The sequence below is a fragment of the Tsukamurella hominis genome (genome assembly GCF_965137015.1).
Taxonomy (GTDB): Bacteria; Actinomycetota; Actinomycetes; order Mycobacteriales; family Mycobacteriaceae; genus Tsukamurella; species Tsukamurella hominis.
Map to the genome: position 1 here is coordinate 36,582 of NZ_CBCRZG010000004.1, position 18,277 is coordinate 54,858.

Genomic DNA, 18,277 nt, shown 5'->3' on the forward strand with positions numbered 1-18,277 from the left:
GTCACCTGTGCGGCAGCGACCGCGCGTAGTCGACGGTGCGCCGCACCCACTCCGCGAGCTCGGTGTCCGACGCCGTCGCCTCCGCGTCGAGGTCGAGCCAGCCGCGCATCTCGCGGCCCCGCATGACGGTGCGCGTCACGTGCGGCCCGAGCAGTTCGTCGGCGGCGTCCGGGTCCAGGTGCACCATGGTCTCGCCCTTGCTGTTCGCGGCGATCGCCATGTGCCCGTCGACGAGGAACGCCAGCCCGCCGAACATGCGCTTCTCCACCACACCGGGCTGCCCGCCGAACGCGTCCCGGATCCTGTCCGCCAGCCCCTCGTCGTACGCCATCGCCCCAGTGTGCGCCGGTCATCGGCGGCGCGCAGCACGTCGCCGGTGATCGGGAACTATGGTGACCCGGCCGGCCGGAAAACGAGGCGACAACGGTCACCGGCGCGCTCTACCGTGGACCCACGATGTCCAGTTCGACCCTTTCCGCCGCGCCGACCTCGACGCCGCCGATCCCGCCGATCAGCCCCGAACGCCAGGTCACCTGGCGGCGGCTTCGCAGCCCCGTGGCGGTCGGCGCGATCGTCGCCGTCTGGGTGGCCGCGCTCGGCTCCGCCGCCGGCACGGTGTTCGCCGGCCGGCTGGCGGAGAACCCGGCGGGCCACCTGATCGTCGCGCTGGCGGTGTGCCTGCTGGGGGCGGCGGTGATCGAATCGGGCGGCAAGATCGCCTGGGTCGGAGTGGTCGACCGCGCCGAGGGCGCACTGCGCGACGACGTCCTGCAGTCGGCGATGCGTCAGCCCCTGTCGGTGCTCACCGAGCAGGCGGTGGGCGAGATCCTCGACCGGGTCGACGACGACACCCACGAGATCGGCAACCTGGCGCGCTGGCAGTTGTGGTCATTGTTCCGCACAGTCGCGTCGTGCCTGCCGATCTGGTTCATCGCCGGCGTCTCGTGGTGGCCGGCGTTCCTCCTGTTCCCGATCCTCGCGGCCCTCACCTGGTTCGCCATCCGGCGACTGCTCGGCGAGATCGCACGCCGCAAGGTGATCGAGGAGATCGCGTGGACGGACCAGGCGGCCGCCCTGGAGGAGGGCATCGCCGGCCGCGACGACCTGCGCACCAGCCTGGGTCAGTCGCATTCGATCGCCCGGCTGGCACGGCTCTCGGCCGTCATCCACGCCCGGTTCAACGACGTGGTCCGCGTCGAATCGCGGCTGGCGCGCCGCGCCGGACTGTTGCTGCACGGCCTGCTCGCCGGGATCGCGGTCGCCGGAATCGCGCTGGCGGTCGACGGCTCGATGTCGGTCGCCCGGCTGGTCACCCTGTTCCTGGTGACCTCGATGTTCGTCGGTCAGGTCGCCCAGCTGGCCGAGCAGCTGCCCGATCTGCAGGCAGGGATGGGTGCGGTCATCCGGATCCGGCAGATGCTCGCCTCCGAGCCGGAGCCCGAGGGCGGCGCGGACATCCCCACCCCCGACGGCGATCAGGGCGTGACCATCGAGATCCGCGACCTCGACTTCAGTTACGCCGAGGGCACCTTCGCACTGAGCGGTATCGACCTCACGATCCCTGCGGGGCGGACCGTCGCCCTGGTCGGGCGGACCGGGTCCGGCAAGTCGACGCTGGCGGCGCTCCTGTCGCGCGCCGTCGATCCCCCGGCGGGAACCGTCTTCCTCAACGGGATGGACATCGATCGGATCGACCTGCACCGACTGCGGTCCCGGGTCGGCGTCGTCACGCAGCGGACCGAGATCCTGATCGGGTCGCTGGCCGACAACATCGCCCTGTTCGACCCGGCGATCACCCACGAGCAGATCGACGCCACCATTCGCCGGCTCGGCCTGCAGGCCTGGGTCGACGGCCTGCCCGACGGGGTGGACAGTCCGCTCGGGCCGGGCGGAACGACGCTGTCGGCGGGTGAGGAGCAGTTGGTCGCGTTCTGTCGGCTCATGGTCCGCGACGTCGATGTGGTGATCCTGGACGAGGCCACCGCGCGGATGGACCCGCTCACCGAGAGGCTGGTCATCGCCGCGTCGGACCGGTTGCTGGCGGGCCGCACCGGAATCCTGATCGCGCACCGGCTCACCACCATCGAGCGGGCGCCGCTCGTGGCCGTGCTCGACCGAGGTCGGATCGTGCAACAGGGATCTCGGGCGGCGCTGGCCGAGATGCCCGGGCCGTTCTCCGCGCTGCTCGCCGCCAGCAGGACCGACGCCCCGGCCGAGGGAGCGTCCTCCGCGGCTCCGGCGGCGCCACCGGAGGCCACCGTCGGGGGGCGCCGGCGGCTGGGACCGCCGCCCCCGCTCCGGGAGGTCGGCAACGGCCCGTCGCTGACCCGGGGGATCGTCCACGTGCTGCTGGTCCGGCCCCTCTGGGGTGTCGTCGGCGCGGTCCTGTTCCTCGTGGCGGCGCTGACCGGCGCGCAGGGCGCGGTGACCGGACTTCTCTGGGGCCAGACCGTGGAGGCGATCAGCCGGGGCGAACGGCCGACGTGGCTGACGCTGGGGGTGGTGCTGTCGATGATCGTCGCACCGCTGGCGATCTCCGAGGCCTTCCGGCTGTACCCGCGGTGGTGGATCGAGGTCATGCTGCGGGTCCGGATGGCGGTCCTGCACGGCCAGACCCAACCGCATCGCCTCCCCCGCACCCCGCCGGGGGAGGTCGTCGCGCGGACCATGGACGCGGACCGCTACGCGCGGTACGCCGATCGCTGGGTGGATTTCGTCAACGGGATCCTGATCGCTGCGGCGACCTCGGTCCTCGGCGGGACCTGGGCGGCGGGCGGGATCCTGCTCGTCGTTCTGGTCGCCTCCGCCGTCGCCTCCAGCTTCGGCCGCCCGATCGCCGGCCGGTCCGCGGCGGCGGCGTCCAGGGCCCGAGCGCGATTCGGCCGCGCCCTGGTGTCGGCGCTGGAATCGGCGCGCACCGTCAAGCTCTCCGCCACCACCCCCGCGGTCCTGGCGCACCTGCGCCGGGTCGACACCGGCCGCGTCCAGGCCGCCGTGACCGAGCATCGCGTGCAGGCCGCCCTGGAGGGCGTGCCGGTCGTGATGGTCAGCGCCGGGGTCGTGGCCGCGTGGGCGGCGTACGTGGGCGGGGCCTGGGAGCTGGCGACGACGCTGCTGGTCGCCAACGCGGTCAGCGGCTTCGGCTGGTTCGGCCGGGTCGCCGGCAGCGTCGTGACCGATGCCCCCGGTACCCGGGCCTGGCAGGCAGACACGAGCCGCTTCGCCGGCGGCGTGGATCTGATGACCGTGCCGCCGGGCGTCGACCTGGTCACCGGCGCCGCACCGGAGCCCCCTGAGGTGCCCCGGGTTCCGCTGGCCGAGCTGGAACTGCGCGACGTCGCCGCCGTCCACGACGACGGGACGATCGGCGTCGAGCACGTCGACCTGCGCGTCTCGGCGGGCGAGCTGGTGCTGCTCGTGGGCCAGGTCGGATCCGGCAAGTCGAGCCTGCTGGCGGCCCTGGCCGGCCTGGTCTCGCACCGCGGCGAGATCCTGTGGAACGGTCGGCCGGTGGCCGACGCCGAGGTGTTCCTGCGGCCGGGACAGGTGGCGCACATCGCCCAGGTGCCCCGGGTGCTGTCCGGGACCTTCGCCGACAACGTCCGGCTCGGCCACGAGCGCGCCTTCGACGGCCCCGTCGCCGACGCCCGACTCGGATCGGACGTCGCCGCGGCGGGCGGACGGGACGCGCTGGTCGGACACCGGGGCGTGCGGCTCTCCGGTGGGCAGGTGCAGCGGCTCGCGCTCGCGCGGGCGCTGGCGACCGACGCCGAGTTGCTGCTCGCCGACGACGTGTCGAGCGCGTTGGACGCCACCACCGAGATCGAACTGTGGAGGGCGCTGCGCCAGCGCCGCGCCACGGTGATCGGTGCGACGTCGAAGCGTGCCGCGCTGGCCCAGGCCGACCGGGTGGTGGTGCTGGTCGACGGTCGGATCGCCGCGATCGGGCCGTGGTCCGAACTGGCGCCGGAGTGGGGCTACCTCGCCGGCTGAGAGCGCTCACGCCGGGCCCGCCCGAGCCGCGGCGACGGCCTCGTCGGATCCGAAGACCGACAGGGAGACCGGGACGCTCACGCGCACCGTCACCGTGAAACCGTCCACGCCGCATGCCCGGAGCGATCCCGCGTTCGCCCGGGCCAGACGGTCCGCCGCCGCGCACGCCTCGTCCGCGTCGATCGCGCTCGCGGCCCCGGCGAGCGCCGCCAGGTCGGCCGCCGTCTGCGCGCGGTGGCGGGCGGAGACGGCGGCGCCCACGTCGACCACCATGACCGCCACCACGACGATCGCGGCGACCATCACGGCGGCGAGCACCGTCGCCACGCCGTCCTCCCGCCCGCCACGCGGGCGGATCGCCGGACCCCCGCAGGGCCCCGCGGTCACGGCGCCGCCCCCGGTTCCACCGCGGCGACCGCGGTGGCGGAGACGGTCAGCCCCGGCAGCAGCGCCACCGGGGCCCGGACCTGCACCGTCACCGTGTCGTCGTTCCGGCTCACCGTCGACGTCGCGCCCGGCGGGCCGACCGACTCGACCGCACGGGAAGCGCGGGCGTCGTCGCCCCGGGCGCTGAGCCGGGCCGCCTCGCGGGCGGCATCCACACACCGCACATGGGCGGTGACGCCCACGACCGCGCCCACGCTGAGCACCAACACGGTGATCAGGCTGGCGACGGCGAACGCGGCCTCGACGGTGACCGCACCCGCCTCACCGGCGAGCCCGCGCGCTAGCCGGTGGAGGTGCCGAGCGCCTTGCCGATGATGTCCGTCAACCCGCTGACGATGTTGTCGCCGGTGACGACCCCGTACAGCACGGCGCCGAACGCGGCCGCCGCTATCGTGCCGATCGCGTATTCGACCGTGCTCATGCCGTCGTCCTCCAGCATCATCTCGGTCATCCTGCATCGCAGTCGAATCCACATTCCATCCCCCTTCCGTCGGGCCGCTAGAGCAGCCCCTCGCCGAGCACCTTGCCCGCGAGTCCCATCACCACCGGCACGATGCCCAGGCACACGAACGCCGGTAGGAAGCACAGCCCGAGGGGTCCGGCCACGGCGACGCCGGCGCGCTCGCCCGCCGCGACCGCGCGGTCCTCGGCTTGCGCCCGTTCGGTGCGCGCGAGGTCCGCCAGCCCGGCGGCCGGCGACGAACCCGCGCGGGCGGACCGTCGGAGCATGCGGGTGAGCCCGACGACCTGCGGGTCGGCCGATTCCGTCCGCCACGCGGTCTCGGCGTCGGAGCCGAGAGCGAGCAGTTCCGCCGCGCGGGTCAGCACCTCCGCGAGCGCGGGCGGCGCGCCCGCGGCGACGGCGCGGGCCGCGTCGGCGGTCGGCATGCCCGCGCGGAGGCAGACGGCGAACAGGTCGTAGGCCGCGGCGGCCTCGAACGGGTCCGGAGCCGCGGCCCGCCGCGGCAGTCGCATCCCGCGCAACCGCGCCGTCTCCCCGGAGACGGTGGCCGCCACCGCCGACCGGGCCGCCACCGGCAGCACGAGCAGCGCCGCCGCCAGCAGCGCCAGCGCGGCGGCGAGCGGACCGTGCCCGCTCACGACCGCTCCCCCGATCCGGCGGCACCGTCGGCGATGGCGCGGGACCAGAGCAGCCCGGCGCACGTCAGACACGTCCCGACCACCAGGAGGACGCCGCCCGCGCCGGTGCCCAGCAACGTGCCGAGCGGGTCGGCGCCGATGAGTTGCCCCATCGCGACGCCGAGCACCGGAAGGGCGGCGAGCACCTGCGCGGTGGCGCGCGCCCCGGCCAGCGACGAGTGCGCCCGCCGCTCGTACCGCTCGCGCGCCCGCAGGTCCTCCCGGACAGAGGCCAGCAGCTCCCCCATCCCGATGCCGTGCCGCGTGCCGGTCTCCCAGGCCGCGGCGATCCGGGACCATGCCGCGCTCTCGCCGACGTGCGCCCGGAGGCCCACGGCCACGTCGCCGCCGAGCTCGGCCCGGCCGGCCATCTCCGCGAACACGGCCCGGACGTGCGGGTCGTCGGCGTCGCGGCCCGCGGTGGTGCAGGCGGCCGCGGGGTGGGCGCCGACGGACAGCTCGGCGACCATCGCCTCCACGCCGGCGAGGATCGCCGCGAGCCGGGACATCCGCTCCCGCGCGGCGCGGTTCCGCGCCCGGAGATCGCGGACGGTGCCCGCGGCGAGTGCCGCCGCCAGCGCCTGGCCGGGGCCGATGAGCAGCGCACCGAGCGGCACCGCGACGACCAGCCAGCCCCAGCGCACCGCGGCCGGCGACGAGGCGGGCGCGTACTGCGCCCGGAGCCGCGCGGCGGCGGGACCGCCCGGCCAGGCCAGCGCCGCCGCGGCGAGCAGGACGATCGCGGCGGTCACGGGACACCCCGCTCGGCGAGCAGAACCTGCACACGCTCCGCCTCCGCCGTGAAACCGCCCTCGCGGTCCCACACGGGCAGAACCCGGACGTAGCCGTCGTCGCCCCGATCGACGACGCCGATGCTGCGCAGCCCGCGCCGCCCCGAGGGCCAGCGGTGCACCGCGAACACCACCTGGAAGGCCGCGGCCAGCTGGGCGTGGAGCGCCTCCCGGCCGAGGCCGCCGAGCGCCGCTAGCGCTTCGAGCCGGGCGGGCACCTCCCGCGGCGAGTTGGCGTGGACGGTGCCGGCACCGCCGTCGTGGCCCGTGTTGAGGGCGGTGAGCAGGTCGACCACCTCGGCGCCGCGGACCTCGCCGACCACGATGCGGTCGGGCCGCATCCGCAGCGCCTGCCGCACCAGGTCCCGCACCGTCACCTCGCCGACGCCCTCGACGTTCGCGCCCCGCGCCAGCAGCGAGACCACGTGCGGGTGAACGGGATCGAGCTCGTGCGCGTCCTCGACGCACAGCACCCGCTCCGCCGGATCCACCGCGCCGAGCAGGCCGTTGAGCAGCGTCGTCTTGCCGCTGCCAGTGCCGCCGACCACGAGGAAGGCGAGCCGGGCCGCCACCACCCGCCGCACGAGGCCGGCCACCTCGTCCGGCACCGCCCCGCCGTCGACGAGCGTGTCGAGTGTCTGGGTGGCCGGTCGCAGCACGCGCAGCGAGATGCAGGTGCCGCCGTGCGCGAGGGGCGGCAGCACCGCGTGCAGCCGGATCCCGCTCCCCGCGCGGCCGCCAGGCCCGGCGGGCAGGTGCCCGTCCACCCAGGGCTGCGCGTCGTCGAGCCGCCGCCCGGCCGCGAGCGCGAGGCGCGCGGCGAGGCGCCGCACGGCGTCGTCGTCCTCGAAGACGACGCCCGCTGCCTCGAGCCCCCGGCCCCGGTCCACCCACACCTTCCGCGGGCCACAGACCAGCACGTCCGCGACGTCCGGATCCGCCAGCAGGGGCTCCAGCCGGCCGGCGCCGACGAGCTCCGTCTCGAGGTAGGCGAGCCCGTCGAGGAGGTCCGTATCGCCCAGCACGCCCCCGCATTCGGCGCGGAGCGCGGCCGCCATCACGTCGGGCGTGAGGACCGTGGCCGTGTGCGCGAGCCGTTCCCGCACCCGGGCCAGGAGGTCGCCGTCCGGGGAGGTCATGCCGCACCCCGCCGCAGGCCGTCGAGCACGCGGCCCGCCGCCACGGCCAGCGGCGTGCCCCGGCGCAGCCGCAGCCCGCCGTCGTCCAACTGGGCGGCCAGGCCGGGCTGCGGGCGCATCGACGCCAGCAGCGGCACTCCGACGGCCCGCTCGACGTCGCGCGCCGAGAGCCCGCCCGGCGCGGGGCCGCGCACCACCAGCCCGACCTGCCGGGCCCGGGCGGCCACCCCGTCGACGACGGTGCGCGCGGCGGCGCACCCCCGCACCGTGGCAGCGGAGACGACGACCACCACGTCCGCGACCTCGAGGCACGCGGAGGTCGTGGGGTCGTCCCGCCGGGGCAGGTCGACGACGGTGACGCCCACACTGCGGCGGCCCGCGTCGATCACCGCGAGCAACCCCTCGACCGGTATCTCGGTCGACGGTGCCCCGCCGCCGGGGTCGCGCGTCCCGGCGGCCGCCGTTCCGCCCGCCGACAGCACCGCGACGGCACCCGCCCGCCCGGGCAGCGCCGCGACCAGGGCGTCGGACGGCACGTGCCCGCCGCGCAGCGCCAGATCGCCCCAGCGCAGGCCGGGCATGTCCGCGCAGCCGAGCACCAGGTCGAGGCCGCCGCCCCACGGGTCCGCGTCGACGGCCAGCGCCGTGATCCCGCGGCCGGGCGCCGTCACGGCGACGGCCGCCGCCAGGACGGAGGCGCCCGCCCCGCCGTGCCCGCCGAGGACCGCGACCACGCGGGAGCGCGCACCGTCGTCCTGTTCCCGGGCCGCGAGGAAACGTGCCAGGTCACGGACCTGCGCGGGGAGCGCGAAGACCTGCGCGGCACCGACCTCGACCGCCGCGGCCAGCTCCGCCATCCCCGCCTGCGCCGCGACGATCGCGACCCCGTCGCGGCGGGCCAGGCCGCCGGCGCGCGCCGCCTCCGCCATCGCCGTCGCGGCGGCCAGATCCAGCACGAGCCCCGCGGCCGAGGCCCAGCACACCCGGGGCCGGCCCCGGTCGATGTCCGTGACCGACCGCGCGGCAGCCGCCGCGGCCCGCCGCACGTCGTCGGCCAGGGCCCCGTCCGACACCGCCATCCCGATCTCGATCCCCCGCATGGCACCAGCGTCACCGACGACCGTGTCCGGTTCGGCCGGTTCTCGGCCCGCCTGTGGATGAATCCGTCCGATTCGAGAAAGTTGTGGAGGAATCCGGTCTCCCCTCTTGCGGGGTGCGCAGCGCTGCGGCACCGGTAGGCTGAATCGCGTGAGCCCTACCGCGCCCGACGAGGCCCCGGTGCGCCGGGTCGCCGCCTTCTTCGACCTGGACAAGACGATCATCGCGAAATCGTCCGCGCTGGCCTTCTCGCGTCCCTTCTTCGACGAGGGCCTGCTCAACCGCCGCGCCGTGCTCAAATCGAGCTACGCGCAGTTCCTCATGATGCTGACCGCCGCGGACCACGACCAGATGGAACGCATGCGCGACCACCTCACGCAGATGTGCGAGGGCTGGAACGTGGAGCAGGTCTCGACCATCGTTCGCGAGGCGCTGTACGACGTGGTGAACCCCCTGGTGTTCGCGGAGGCCTCGGAGCTCATCGCGGGTCATCACGCGCGCGGGCACGACGTGGTGATCGTCTCCGCCTCCGGCGAGGAGATGGTGAGCCCCATCGCGGAGATGCTCGGCGCCGACTACTCGGTGGCGTCGAAGATGAAGGTCGAGGACGGCAAGTACGCCGGCGAGGTCGAGTTCTACTGCTACGGCGAGAACAAGGTCGTCGCCATGGAGGCCCTGGCCGCCGAGCACGGCTACGACCTCGAGCAGTGCTTCGCCTACTCGGATTCGATCACCGACGTGCCGATGCTCGCCGCGGTCGGGCATCCCACCGCGGTCAACCCCGACCGCGGCCTGCGCAAGGAGGCGGCGGAGCGCGGCTGGCCCGTGGTCTCCTTCTCGAACCCCACGCCGTTGCGCGACCGGATACCCACACCGTCGCGGAATTCCGTGCTCGCCAGCGCCGGCCTCGGCGTGGTCGCCGCGGGCGCCGGCGTCGCGACTTACCTTGTGCTGCACCGCAAGAAGCACTGATACCCGCCAGTAGCAACTGGTCCGAGAAATTTCCTGTCTACCCCTTGCTGTGACGACGCTCACAGGGTAGAAAGGAGTCACGGAGCGGCGCAAAGCCAAACCCCCACCGGAAGAGAAGGTCGAGGGTTCCTGAGCGTCAAGGCTCCCAGCACGGACACCAGGCACCCACGCGGAGCTCGCCACCTATGGCGGAAAGCGCTGTGAGCCTGCGTCGCCGGGGAAATCAGTGGTCAGCACAAGATCCGCGGATAGTGGATCTCTCCGCCGGTGCACGCCGAGGCCGTAATACAGCCCACCCTCACGCACGCTTGGTAACCGGGATCCGTGCTAGCGAACGGCGATTCGGACCCGTTCTGAGGAAAGCACCGTGAGTGCCCCTTCCTCAGCTCAGGCCGGGTCGCCGTTGCGCATGTCCGGGGTCCGGCAGCCGATCCCGGACCGTCGCAACGGGTTCCGAGGTCAGCGCTCCGCGAGCGCCAGTGCCTCGCGCCCGCCGGCTTCGAGCGCCTGGCAACACAGCACCACCCACGCCACCACCCCATCGGGGTCGCCCATCCCGAACGCGTCCGCGGCGTCCGCATAGCTCGGCGCGAACTTCAGCCACGTGGTCTCGGGGATGCCGAGCGCGTGCGGATCGAGACCTGACGCGACCGTCACCAGCCGCGACGCTGCGCGCGCGACCACGCCGTCGGCGACCTCGAAGGGCCGGAGCGAGAGCAGTTCCCCGTGCACGATCGCGGCCACCACGGGCGCGGGGGCCTGGGTTCCGCCGGTCACGAGCTGCGCGAGCAGCCCGAGCCGCTCCCCCGCACCGGCGCGCGGCCGGCCGAGCCGGGAGTCGTCGCCGTCGACGAGATCCGCCGCCGCGAGCGTGTGCAACCGGGCCAGCACCTGCAGCGGCGCCCGCCGCCACACGCCGACCGAGGCGTCGAGCAGGTCACCGTCGATCGCCTGGTAGGCGCGCATCGCGCCCGCGAGGACCGGGTCGTTGATCAGCTCGTCCCGGCTCAGCGCGACGGCCGCACCGTCGAGGGCGGCCGAGGCGCGGGCGCCGCGCAGCGACGACTCCGTCGCGGTGGCCCGCCACTCCCGGCGGTTCGCGGGATGACGGTGCACCGTGGCGAGCGCCTCCCGGGCGGCGGCGGCCGCCTCCGCGACGGCGGGGACGGCGACGAGCGGGCTCAGCGGGTCGGTCACACGCCCCACCCTAGTCCGCTCGACGCCGGTCCCCGCGGGTCAGCCCGCCAGCTCGATCGAACCGCCAGGGATGGCGTCGATCAGCTTGCGGGTGTAATCCGACGACGGGTTGTCGTAAACCTGATCGGTCGGACCCGCCTCCATCACCTTGCCGCCCGCCATCACCAGCGTCTGGTGCGCGATCTGCCTGACCACCGCCAGGTCGTGCGTGATGAACAGGTAGGTCAGCCCCAGCTCCTGCTGCAGCCCCTCGAGCAGCGTCAGGATCTGCGCCTGCACCAGCACGTCGAGCGCCGAGACCGCCTCGTCGAGCACGATCACCTCGGGGTTCAGCGCCAGCGCCCGCGCGATCGCCACGCGCTGCCGCTGCCCGCCCGACAGCTCGTTCGGGTATCGGTGCATGGTGTCCGCAGGCAGCGCCACCATCTCGAGCAGTTCCTTGGCCCGCTCCAGCCGGGACGCCTTATCGCCGATGCCGTGCACCACCAGCGGCTCCGTGATCGCCCGGTAGATCGAGTACATCGGATCCAGGGAGCCGTAGGGGTTCTGGAAGACGGGCTGCACCCGCCGCCGGAACGCCTTCGCCTCCGCGCCGCGGAGGGTGGTGACGTCCTTGCCGTCGAATTCGACGGTGCCGCTGGTCGGTTCGAGGAGGCCGAGCACCATGCGGGCCACCGTCGACTTACCGGAGCCGGACTCGCCGACCACGGCGGTCGTCGTTCCACGCAGCATGGTGAAGCTGACGTCGTCGACCGCGCGGAAGTCGCTGCTCTGGAACGGCAGCGAGCCGCGGATCGGGAAGTCCTTCACCAGGTTCGCGGCGACCACGACCTCCGCAGGACCGGTCGCGGCCGAGTCCTTCAACTCGCCCTTGACCGTCGCCAGCTCGACGTCCGAGCCGCCCGCACCCGATTCCATGACGTCGGCGACCGCGGCGGCGACGGGCGGGATCTCGGTCCGGCGGGCCGAGAGCGACGGGGCCGCCGCGACGAGCCGCTTGGTGTACTCGTGCTGCGGATCCTGCAGGATCTCCAGCGCGGGACCGGATTCCACGACGCGCCCCTTGTACATCACGACGAGGTGACTGGCGCGCTCGGCGGCCAGGCCCAGGTCGTGCGTGATCAGAAGCACCGCGGTGCCGAGATCGGAGGTGAGCGTCTCCAAGTGGTCGAGGATCTGGCGCTGCACCGTGACGTCGAGAGCGGACGTCGGCTCGTCGGCGATCAGGAGCTTCGGCCGGCAGGCCAGGCCGATCGCGATGAGCGCGCGCTGCTTCATCCCGCCCGAGAACTCGTGCGGATACTGGTTCACCCGCTTGTCCGGATCCTTCATCCCGGCCTCGGCCAGCAGCGCGATCGCCCGCTTCTTGGCGTCGCCCTCCTCGGCGTTGTTGGCCTTGAGGGTCTCCCGGACCTGGAAGCCCACGCGCCACAGCGGATTCAGGTTCGTGTTCGGATCCTGCGGCACCAGTCCGATCCCGCTGCCGCGGATCTTCTGGAAGTCCTTCTCCGAGGCCTTGGACAGGTCCTGGCCGTCGAAGACGATCTGCCCGCTCGCCACCTTGCCGGTGCCCTGCAGCAGGCCCATCACGGCTGCGGCCGTGGTGGACTTGCCCGACCCGGACTCGCCGACGATCGCCACCGTCTGGCCCGGATAGACCGTGAGGTTGGCGCCCCGCACCGCGGGGACCGGCTTGCCCTGGACCTCGAATTCCACGACCAGGTCGCGGATCTCGAGCAGCGGCGACGGCGATTTGCCGAGCGCCGAGGCGACCTTGTCCTTGACCTTGCTCAGGCCGTGCTTGTGTTCGTCGGACATCAGCGCTTCCTCGCCTTCGGATCGAGTGCGTCGCTCAGGACGTCACCGAGCATCATGAACGTGAGAACGGTGATCGCCAGGGCGGTCGCGGGGAAGAACAGGATCGGGCTGCCCTCACGCAGACGCGGCTGCCCCGAGGCGATGTCCATGCCCCAGGAGATCGAGCTCTCCGGCAGGCCGATGCCGAGGTACGACAGCGTGGCCTCGGTGACGATGAACACGCCCAGAGCCACGGTGGCGACCACGATGACGGGTCCCAGGCAGTTCGGGATCACGTGCGTGAACAGCGTGCGGACCTTGGAGGAGCCCAGGGACTTCGAGGCGTCGATGAACTCCTCGTTGCGGATAGAGATGGCCGCCGAGCGCGCGATGCGGGCGATCTGCGGCCAGCTGAAGATCGCGAGCACCAGCACCACCGAGTAGACGGTGCGCGAGGTGACCATCTGCATGACCACGACCGCCGCGAGCATGAGCGGGACGCCGAAGAAGACGTCCGACAGGCGCGCGATGAGCGAGTCGAGCCAGCCGCCGAAGAAGCCCGCGGTGGCGCCGAGCAGGCCGCCGATCACGACCACCGCGGCCGTGGTGAGCACTCCGACGATGACCGAGGCGCGAGCACCGTAGATGGTCCGGGCGTAGATGTCGTGGCCCTGCATATCGGTCCCGAACCAGTGCTCGCCACTCACGGGGAGCATGGACCGCTCCAGGGTCGCGTACTGCGGGTCCTTGCCGAAGGCGAAGACACTGGGAAACAGGACGATCAGCAGGATGAGCGCGAGCAGCGCGATGCAGACCCAGAACAGGGGACGCACCTTGAGCTGCAGCCACGCCGTCTTCCAGAAGCCGGTGGGTTCCGCGTCCTGGTCGACGGCGTCGATCGCGCCGACCACGACGTCGTCGGCCGCGGCGACGAACCGTTCTTGTCCGGGGTAGGTGTGCTTGTCATGCATAGCGGATCCTCGGGTCGAGGGCGGCGTAGAGCAGGTCGACCACCACGTTGCAGATGAGGTAGATGACGATGAGCACCGTCACGAAGGAGACCACCGTGGCGGCCTCGCCGCGGATGATCGCCTGGTAGATGGTGCCGCCCACGCCGGGGATGTTGAAGATGCCCTCCGTGACGAGCGCACCGCCCATGAGCGCGCCGATGTCGGCGCCCAGGAAGGTGACCACCGGGATGAGCGAGTTTCGCAGCACGTGCACCAGCACGACGCGCGAACGCGGCAGGCCCTTGGCCGTCGCGGTCCGCACGTAGTCCGCGGTGAGGTTCTGCGAGACCTGCGAGCGGGTGAGCCGGACGACGTACGCGAACGACACCAGACCGAGCACGATGCCGGGCAGCAACAGGTGGTAGAAGTCCAGGTTGCCGCCGACGGTGACCGGGAACCACTCCAGCTTGATGCCGAAGACGAACTGGGCGACGAAGCCCAGCACGAAGATCGGCACCGCGATGATGATCAGGGAGACGAACAGGATCGACGTGTCGAAGAGCTTGCCCTTCTTCAGGCCGGCGATGACGCCGAAGAAGATGCCCAGGATCGTCTCGACCGCGAGCGCGATGAGCGCGAGGTTCACCGTGACCGGGAATGCCCGCTTCATCACGTCCCACACCGGCTGGCCGGAGAAGGACGTGCCGAAGTCGAGCGAGAAGACGCCCTTGATGTAGTACCAGTACTGCACGAGGAAGGGCTGGTCGAGGTGGTACTGCGCGCGCAGGCCCTCGACGATCTCCGGCGGCAGCTTGCGGTCGCCGCCGAGCGCCGCGATCGGGTCGGCGGGTACCAGGAAGACGAGCGCGTAGATGAGCAGCGTCGCCCCGAAGAAGACGATCACGAGCTGCCCGAGGCGGCTCAGCAGATATCTCGCCATGGGCCTACTCCTTCGTCATGTTCGGGTAGTCGGGCCGGCCGTTCCAGGTGAGCTCGCCCCGGACGCCCTCGCCCACGACGGCGGCCTGGATGTAGTCCCACATGGGGATGATCGGCAGGTCGCGGAGCAGGATCTCCTGCGCCCGGTTCACCAACTCGGTGGACTTCGCCGGGTCGAGGGTGCTCTCCGCCTGGTCGATCAACGCGTCGAACTGCGGGTTGCTGTAGTCGCCGTCGTTCGAGCCGCCACCGGTCACGTAGTTCGGCACCAGGAAGTTCAGCTGCGTCGGGTAGTCGCCCTGCCAGCCGTTGCGGCCCGCGGCGGTGAGCGTCTTCTTGGTCAGCTCGTCGCGGATCTGCTTGAACGTGGCGTAGGGCTTGCCCGAGGCCTCGATGCCCAGGGTGTTCTTGACCTGGTTCGTCACGGCGTCGATCCAGACCTTGTGGCCGCCGTCGGAGTTGTACGCGATCTGGAAGGCGCCGGTCCACGGCTTGATCGCGTTCGCCTGCGCCCAGCGCTGCTTCGCGAGCTCCGGGTTGTACTTGACGGTCTCGTTGCCGGGCAGGTCCGGCCGCCAGCCGGGGATCGCCTGCGCGGTGAAGTCGACCGACGGGTTCCGCATGCCGCGGAAGACCTTCTCGATGATCTGCGGCCGGTTGATCGACATCGAGATCGCCTGGCGTCGCAGGCGCCCCTCCTCGTCGGGCCCGAAGTGCTCGAGGAACTGCGGGATCACGAAGGACTGGGTCTGCGCGGTCGGCCGGGTGATCGCCCGGTCGCCGAAGGTCTTCCGGAAAGAGCCCAGCGCGCTGTCGGGCAGCTCATCCTGCAGATCGAGGTTCCCCGACAGGATGTCCGTGTAGGCCGCGTCGTAAGACTCGTACATGATGAAGGTGATGCCGCCGTTCTTCGGCTTCGCCCCCTTGTACGCCTCGTTGCGCACGGTCTCGAGCTGGACGTTGTGCCGCCACTGCTTGAGCTTGTACGGGCCGTTGCCCACCGGGTTCTGGCCGAACTTCTCCTTGCCCTCGGTGAAGAAGACGTCGGGGAGCGGCGAGAACGGATAGAAGCCGAGCGCCAGCTTGAAGTCGATGTTCGGGGCCGCAAGCCGAATCGAGAAGGTGTAGTCGTCGATCACCCGCAAGCCCCGCAGCTCGGTGGCCGGAGAATCTTTGCCCTTGACCTCATCGAAGCCGTCGATCGGAGCGAAGAAGTCCTGCTGCTTCTGCAGGTTCTTCCCCGCGGCACCGAAGTTCCACGCACGCACGTAGTTCGAGGCCTTGACCGGCGTGCCGTCGGTGAACGTCCAGTCCCGCTTGAGCTTGACCAGGAAGTTCTGGTTGTCGGAGGTCTCCACGGACTCCGCGTTGGCCAGCTCGGGCGTTCCGTCGGGCCGGTAGTCGTAGAGCCCGTCGAAGAGCATCTCGATCACCTGGCCGCCGCCCTTCTCGTTGGTGTCGCTCGGGACGAGGCCGCTCTGCGGCTCGGTCGAGTTCACCCGGACGGTGGCGTCGGGCCCCTTGGTATCGGCCGATTTCGCGCCGTCCATGCTGCACCCGGACACCGCCAGGCTCGCGGCGACGGCGACGGCGAGGATCGCCCGCGTCGTCGACCACCGCTTACTTCGTATTCTCACAACTACCTCCGCCGGAGTTGGTCAGTTCAGTGCTCAGCACTTTAAGCCCACCTCACTACTCTGTCCCGGCAATGCGCGCCGCAGGGGCCGCTCGCGGCGAGTCGGGCCCGAACATCGTCGGCCCGGGGTATAAGAGGAGGGCAACCCCGTGCAACCCCGGCCTTCGGCGTCCCAGATTCGGGAAAGCCCTGCCCGGGCCCTGACGGGGTCCCTACGATTGACCCATGACTGATTCCGCGACAGCCGCTTACCCGCCCTCCGCTGAATTCGCAGCTCAGGCCAACACGCAAGGTCGTGACCTGTACGACCGTGCCGAAGCGGACCGTCTGGGTTTCTGGGCGGAGCAGGCGAACCGGCTGCACTGGGACACCCCGTTCGGCGAGGTGCTGGACTGGAGCGGCGCCCCCTTCGCCAAGTGGTTCGTCGGCGGCAAGCTCAACGTCGCGTACAACTGCGTCGACCGCCACGTCGACGCCGGCAACGGCGATCGCGTCGCGATCCACTGGATCGGCGAGCCCGGCGACAGCCGCGACCTCACCTACAACGACCTCAAGGACGAGGTCAGCCGCGCGGCCAACTACCTGAGCTCGCTGGGCCTGCAGCCCGGCGACCGCGTCGCGATCTACATGCCGATGGTGCCCGAGGCCATCGTCGCCATGCTCGCGTGCGCGCGCCTGGGACTGACGCACTCCGTGGTCTTCGGCGGCTTCTCCGCCGCGGCCCTGCGCTCGCGCGTGGACGACGCCGAGGCGAAGGTCGTCATCACCACCGACGGCCAGTTCCGCCGCGGCAAGCCCGCGCCGCTCAAGGCGAACGTCGACGAGGCGCTCGACATGGACGTCGACGGCGCGAAGGCCACGTCGGTCGAGAAGGTCATCGTCGTGCAGCGCTGCAAGAACGACATCGACTGGCACGACCGCGATGTCTGGTGGCACGAGTCGGTGGGCGCGGCCTCGTCGGAACACACCCCCGAGGCGTTCGACGCCGAGCACCCCCTGTTCCTGCTGTACACCTCCGGAACCACGGGCAAGCCGAAGGGCATCGTGCACAGCTCGGGCGGCTACCTGACCCAGGCCGCGTACACCCATTACTACCTCTTCGACCTCAAGCCGGAGAAGGACGTCTACTGGTGCACGGCCGACATCGGCTGGGTCACCGGCCACACCTACATCGTCTACGGGCCGCTGGCCAACGGCGCCACGCAGATCGTCTACGAGGGCACGCCGAACTCGCCGAACGAGCACCGCCACTTCGAGGTCATCGAGAAGTACGGCGTCTCGATCTACTACATCGCCCCCACCCTGGTGCGCACGTTCATGAAGTGGGGCCGCGAGATCCCCGACGCGCACGACCTGAGCTCGATCCGCGTGCTCGGCTCGGTGGGCGAGCCGATCAACCCCGAGGCGTGGCGCTGGTACCGCGATGTCATCGGCGCCGGCACGGCCCCGATCGTCGACACCTGGTGGCAGACGGAGACCGGTGCGGCCATGGTCGCGCCGCTCCCCGGCACGACGGTGCTCAAGCCCGGCTCGGCGATGGAGCCCGTGCCCGGCATCAGCGCGAACATCGTCGACGACGACGGGAACAGCCTGCCCCGCGGCGAATCCGGCCTGCTGGTCCTCGACAAGCCGTGGCCGGCCATGCTGCGCGGCATCTGGGGCGACCCGGAGCGCTTCGTGGACACCTACTGGTCGCGCTACGCCGACCAGGGCTGGTACTTCGCGGGCGACGGTGCGCGGTACGACGAGGACGGCGCCCTCTGGGTGCTGGGCCGCGTCGACGACGTCATGAACATCTCGGGCCACCGCATCTCGACGGCCGAGGTCGAGTCGGCGCTCGTCGGGCACCCCGCCGTGGCCGAGGCCGCCGTCGTCGGCGCCTCCGACGCGACCACGGGCCAGGCCATCGCGGCGTTCGTCATCCTGCGCCAGGGCGTCGACGACTCCGACCCCGACAAGCTCATCGCCGAGATGACGGCCCAGGTCTCCAAGGACATCTCGCCGATCGCCAAGCCGCGCGAGATCAACATCGTGCCCGAGCTGCCGAAGACCCGCTCCGGCAAGATCATGCGCCGCCTGCTCCGCGACGTGGCCGAGGGCCGCGAGCTGGGCGACACGTCGACGCTGGTCGATCCCAGCGTGTTCGAGAACATCCGCAAGCAAAAGGGCTAGCAGCCC

The 18,277-nt window shown here is 72.0% G+C and carries 15 protein-coding genes and 1 pseudogene; 3 read left to right on the plus strand and 13 right to left on the minus strand.

Annotation, left to right across the window (positions count from 1 at the left end; translation table 11 throughout):
- Position 1: 1 nt before the first annotated feature.
- On the minus strand, positions 2–331 hold the full coding sequence (locus ACM9LD_RS06855; protein ID WP_415676002.1) for a TfoX/Sxy family protein: 330 nt from the start codon (positions 329–331) through the stop codon (positions 2–4).
- Positions 332–456: 125 nt separating this feature from the next.
- On the opposite strand from ACM9LD_RS06855, the gene ACM9LD_RS06860 reads away from it, so the two are divergent.
- Entirely contained in the window at positions 457–3,993 is a 3,537-nt protein-coding gene (locus tag ACM9LD_RS06860) for an ATP-binding cassette domain-containing protein (RefSeq protein ID WP_415676003.1), read from the plus strand.
- Between the two features lie 6 nt (positions 3,994–3,999).
- Here the strand turns inward: ACM9LD_RS06860 and ACM9LD_RS06865 are convergent, their stop codons facing one another.
- The 7 genes and pseudogenes from ACM9LD_RS06865 to ssd all read right to left on the minus strand — a co-directional run bounded on the left by ACM9LD_RS06865 (position 4,000) and on the right by ssd (position 8,610).
- Positions 4,000–4,380, minus strand: a complete 381-nt coding sequence (locus ACM9LD_RS06865; protein WP_415676004.1) for an Rv3654c family TadE-like protein — start codon at positions 4,378–4,380, stop codon at positions 4,000–4,002.
- Positions 4,377–4,673 (minus strand): annotated as a pseudogene (locus ACM9LD_RS06870) (TadE family type IV pilus minor pilin); the annotation flags it as partial. The gene ACM9LD_RS06865 and the pseudogene ACM9LD_RS06870, both read right to left, overlap by 4 nt.
- A 47-nt stretch (positions 4,674–4,720) precedes the next feature.
- Complete coding sequence (locus tag ACM9LD_RS06875) at positions 4,721–4,915, minus strand: DUF4244 domain-containing protein (protein WP_415676005.1); 195 nt, start codon at positions 4,913–4,915, stop codon at positions 4,721–4,723.
- Between the two features lie 23 nt (positions 4,916–4,938).
- Positions 4,939–5,541, minus strand: coding sequence for a type II secretion system F family protein (locus ACM9LD_RS06880; RefSeq protein ID WP_415676006.1), 603 nt, complete (start codon positions 5,539–5,541; stop codon positions 4,939–4,941).
- Positions 5,538–6,332, minus strand: coding sequence for a type II secretion system F family protein (locus ACM9LD_RS06885; protein ID WP_415676007.1), 795 nt, complete (start codon positions 6,330–6,332; stop codon positions 5,538–5,540). Before ACM9LD_RS06885 ends, ACM9LD_RS06880 begins: the two co-directional genes overlap by 4 nt.
- Complete coding sequence (locus tag ACM9LD_RS06890) at positions 6,329–7,510, minus strand: TadA family conjugal transfer-associated ATPase (protein ID WP_415676008.1); 1,182 nt, start codon at positions 7,508–7,510, stop codon at positions 6,329–6,331. Before ACM9LD_RS06890 ends, ACM9LD_RS06885 begins: the two co-directional genes overlap by 4 nt.
- On the minus strand, positions 7,507–8,610 hold the full coding sequence (gene ssd / locus ACM9LD_RS06895; protein ID WP_415676009.1) for a septum site-determining protein Ssd: 1,104 nt from the start codon (positions 8,608–8,610) through the stop codon (positions 7,507–7,509). Before ssd ends, ACM9LD_RS06890 begins: the two co-directional genes overlap by 4 nt.
- Before the next feature lie 139 nt (positions 8,611–8,749).
- On the opposite strand from ssd, the gene ACM9LD_RS06900 reads away from it, so the two are divergent.
- Entirely contained in the window at positions 8,750–9,580 is an 831-nt protein-coding gene (locus ACM9LD_RS06900; RefSeq protein ID WP_415676224.1) for an HAD family hydrolase, read from the plus strand.
- 459 nt (positions 9,581–10,039) lie between these two features.
- On the opposite strand, the gene ACM9LD_RS06905 is transcribed toward ACM9LD_RS06900, so the two are convergent.
- The 5 genes from ACM9LD_RS06905 to ACM9LD_RS06925 are packed head-to-tail and all read right to left on the minus strand — an operon-like array spanning position 10,040 to position 16,094.
- Positions 10,040–10,777, minus strand: a complete 738-nt coding sequence (locus ACM9LD_RS06905) for a Fic family protein (protein ID WP_415676010.1) — start codon at positions 10,775–10,777, stop codon at positions 10,040–10,042.
- 39 nt (positions 10,778–10,816) lie between these two features.
- Complete coding sequence (locus ACM9LD_RS06910; RefSeq protein WP_415676011.1) at positions 10,817–12,595, minus strand: dipeptide ABC transporter ATP-binding protein; 1,779 nt, start codon at positions 12,593–12,595, stop codon at positions 10,817–10,819.
- Positions 12,595–13,545, minus strand: coding sequence for an ABC transporter permease (locus ACM9LD_RS06915; RefSeq protein WP_415676012.1), 951 nt, complete (start codon positions 13,543–13,545; stop codon positions 12,595–12,597). Before ACM9LD_RS06915 ends, ACM9LD_RS06910 begins: the two co-directional genes overlap by 1 nt.
- Positions 13,538–14,464, minus strand: a complete 927-nt coding sequence (locus ACM9LD_RS06920) for an ABC transporter permease (protein ID WP_068742362.1) — start codon at positions 14,462–14,464, stop codon at positions 13,538–13,540. Before ACM9LD_RS06920 ends, ACM9LD_RS06915 begins: the two co-directional genes overlap by 8 nt.
- Positions 14,465–14,468: 4 nt before the next feature.
- Positions 14,469–16,094: a peptide ABC transporter substrate-binding protein gene (locus ACM9LD_RS06925; protein ID WP_415676225.1), complete on the minus strand. Its 1,626-nt coding sequence runs from the start codon at positions 16,092–16,094 to the stop codon at positions 14,469–14,471.
- Between the two features lie 230 nt (positions 16,095–16,324).
- Here ACM9LD_RS06925 and acs point away from each other — a divergent pair, with 230 nt between their 5' ends.
- Positions 16,325–18,271, plus strand: coding sequence for an acetate--CoA ligase (acs, locus tag ACM9LD_RS06930; protein ID WP_415676013.1), 1,947 nt, complete (start codon positions 16,325–16,327; stop codon positions 18,269–18,271).
- Positions 18,272–18,277: the final 6 nt, after the last annotated feature.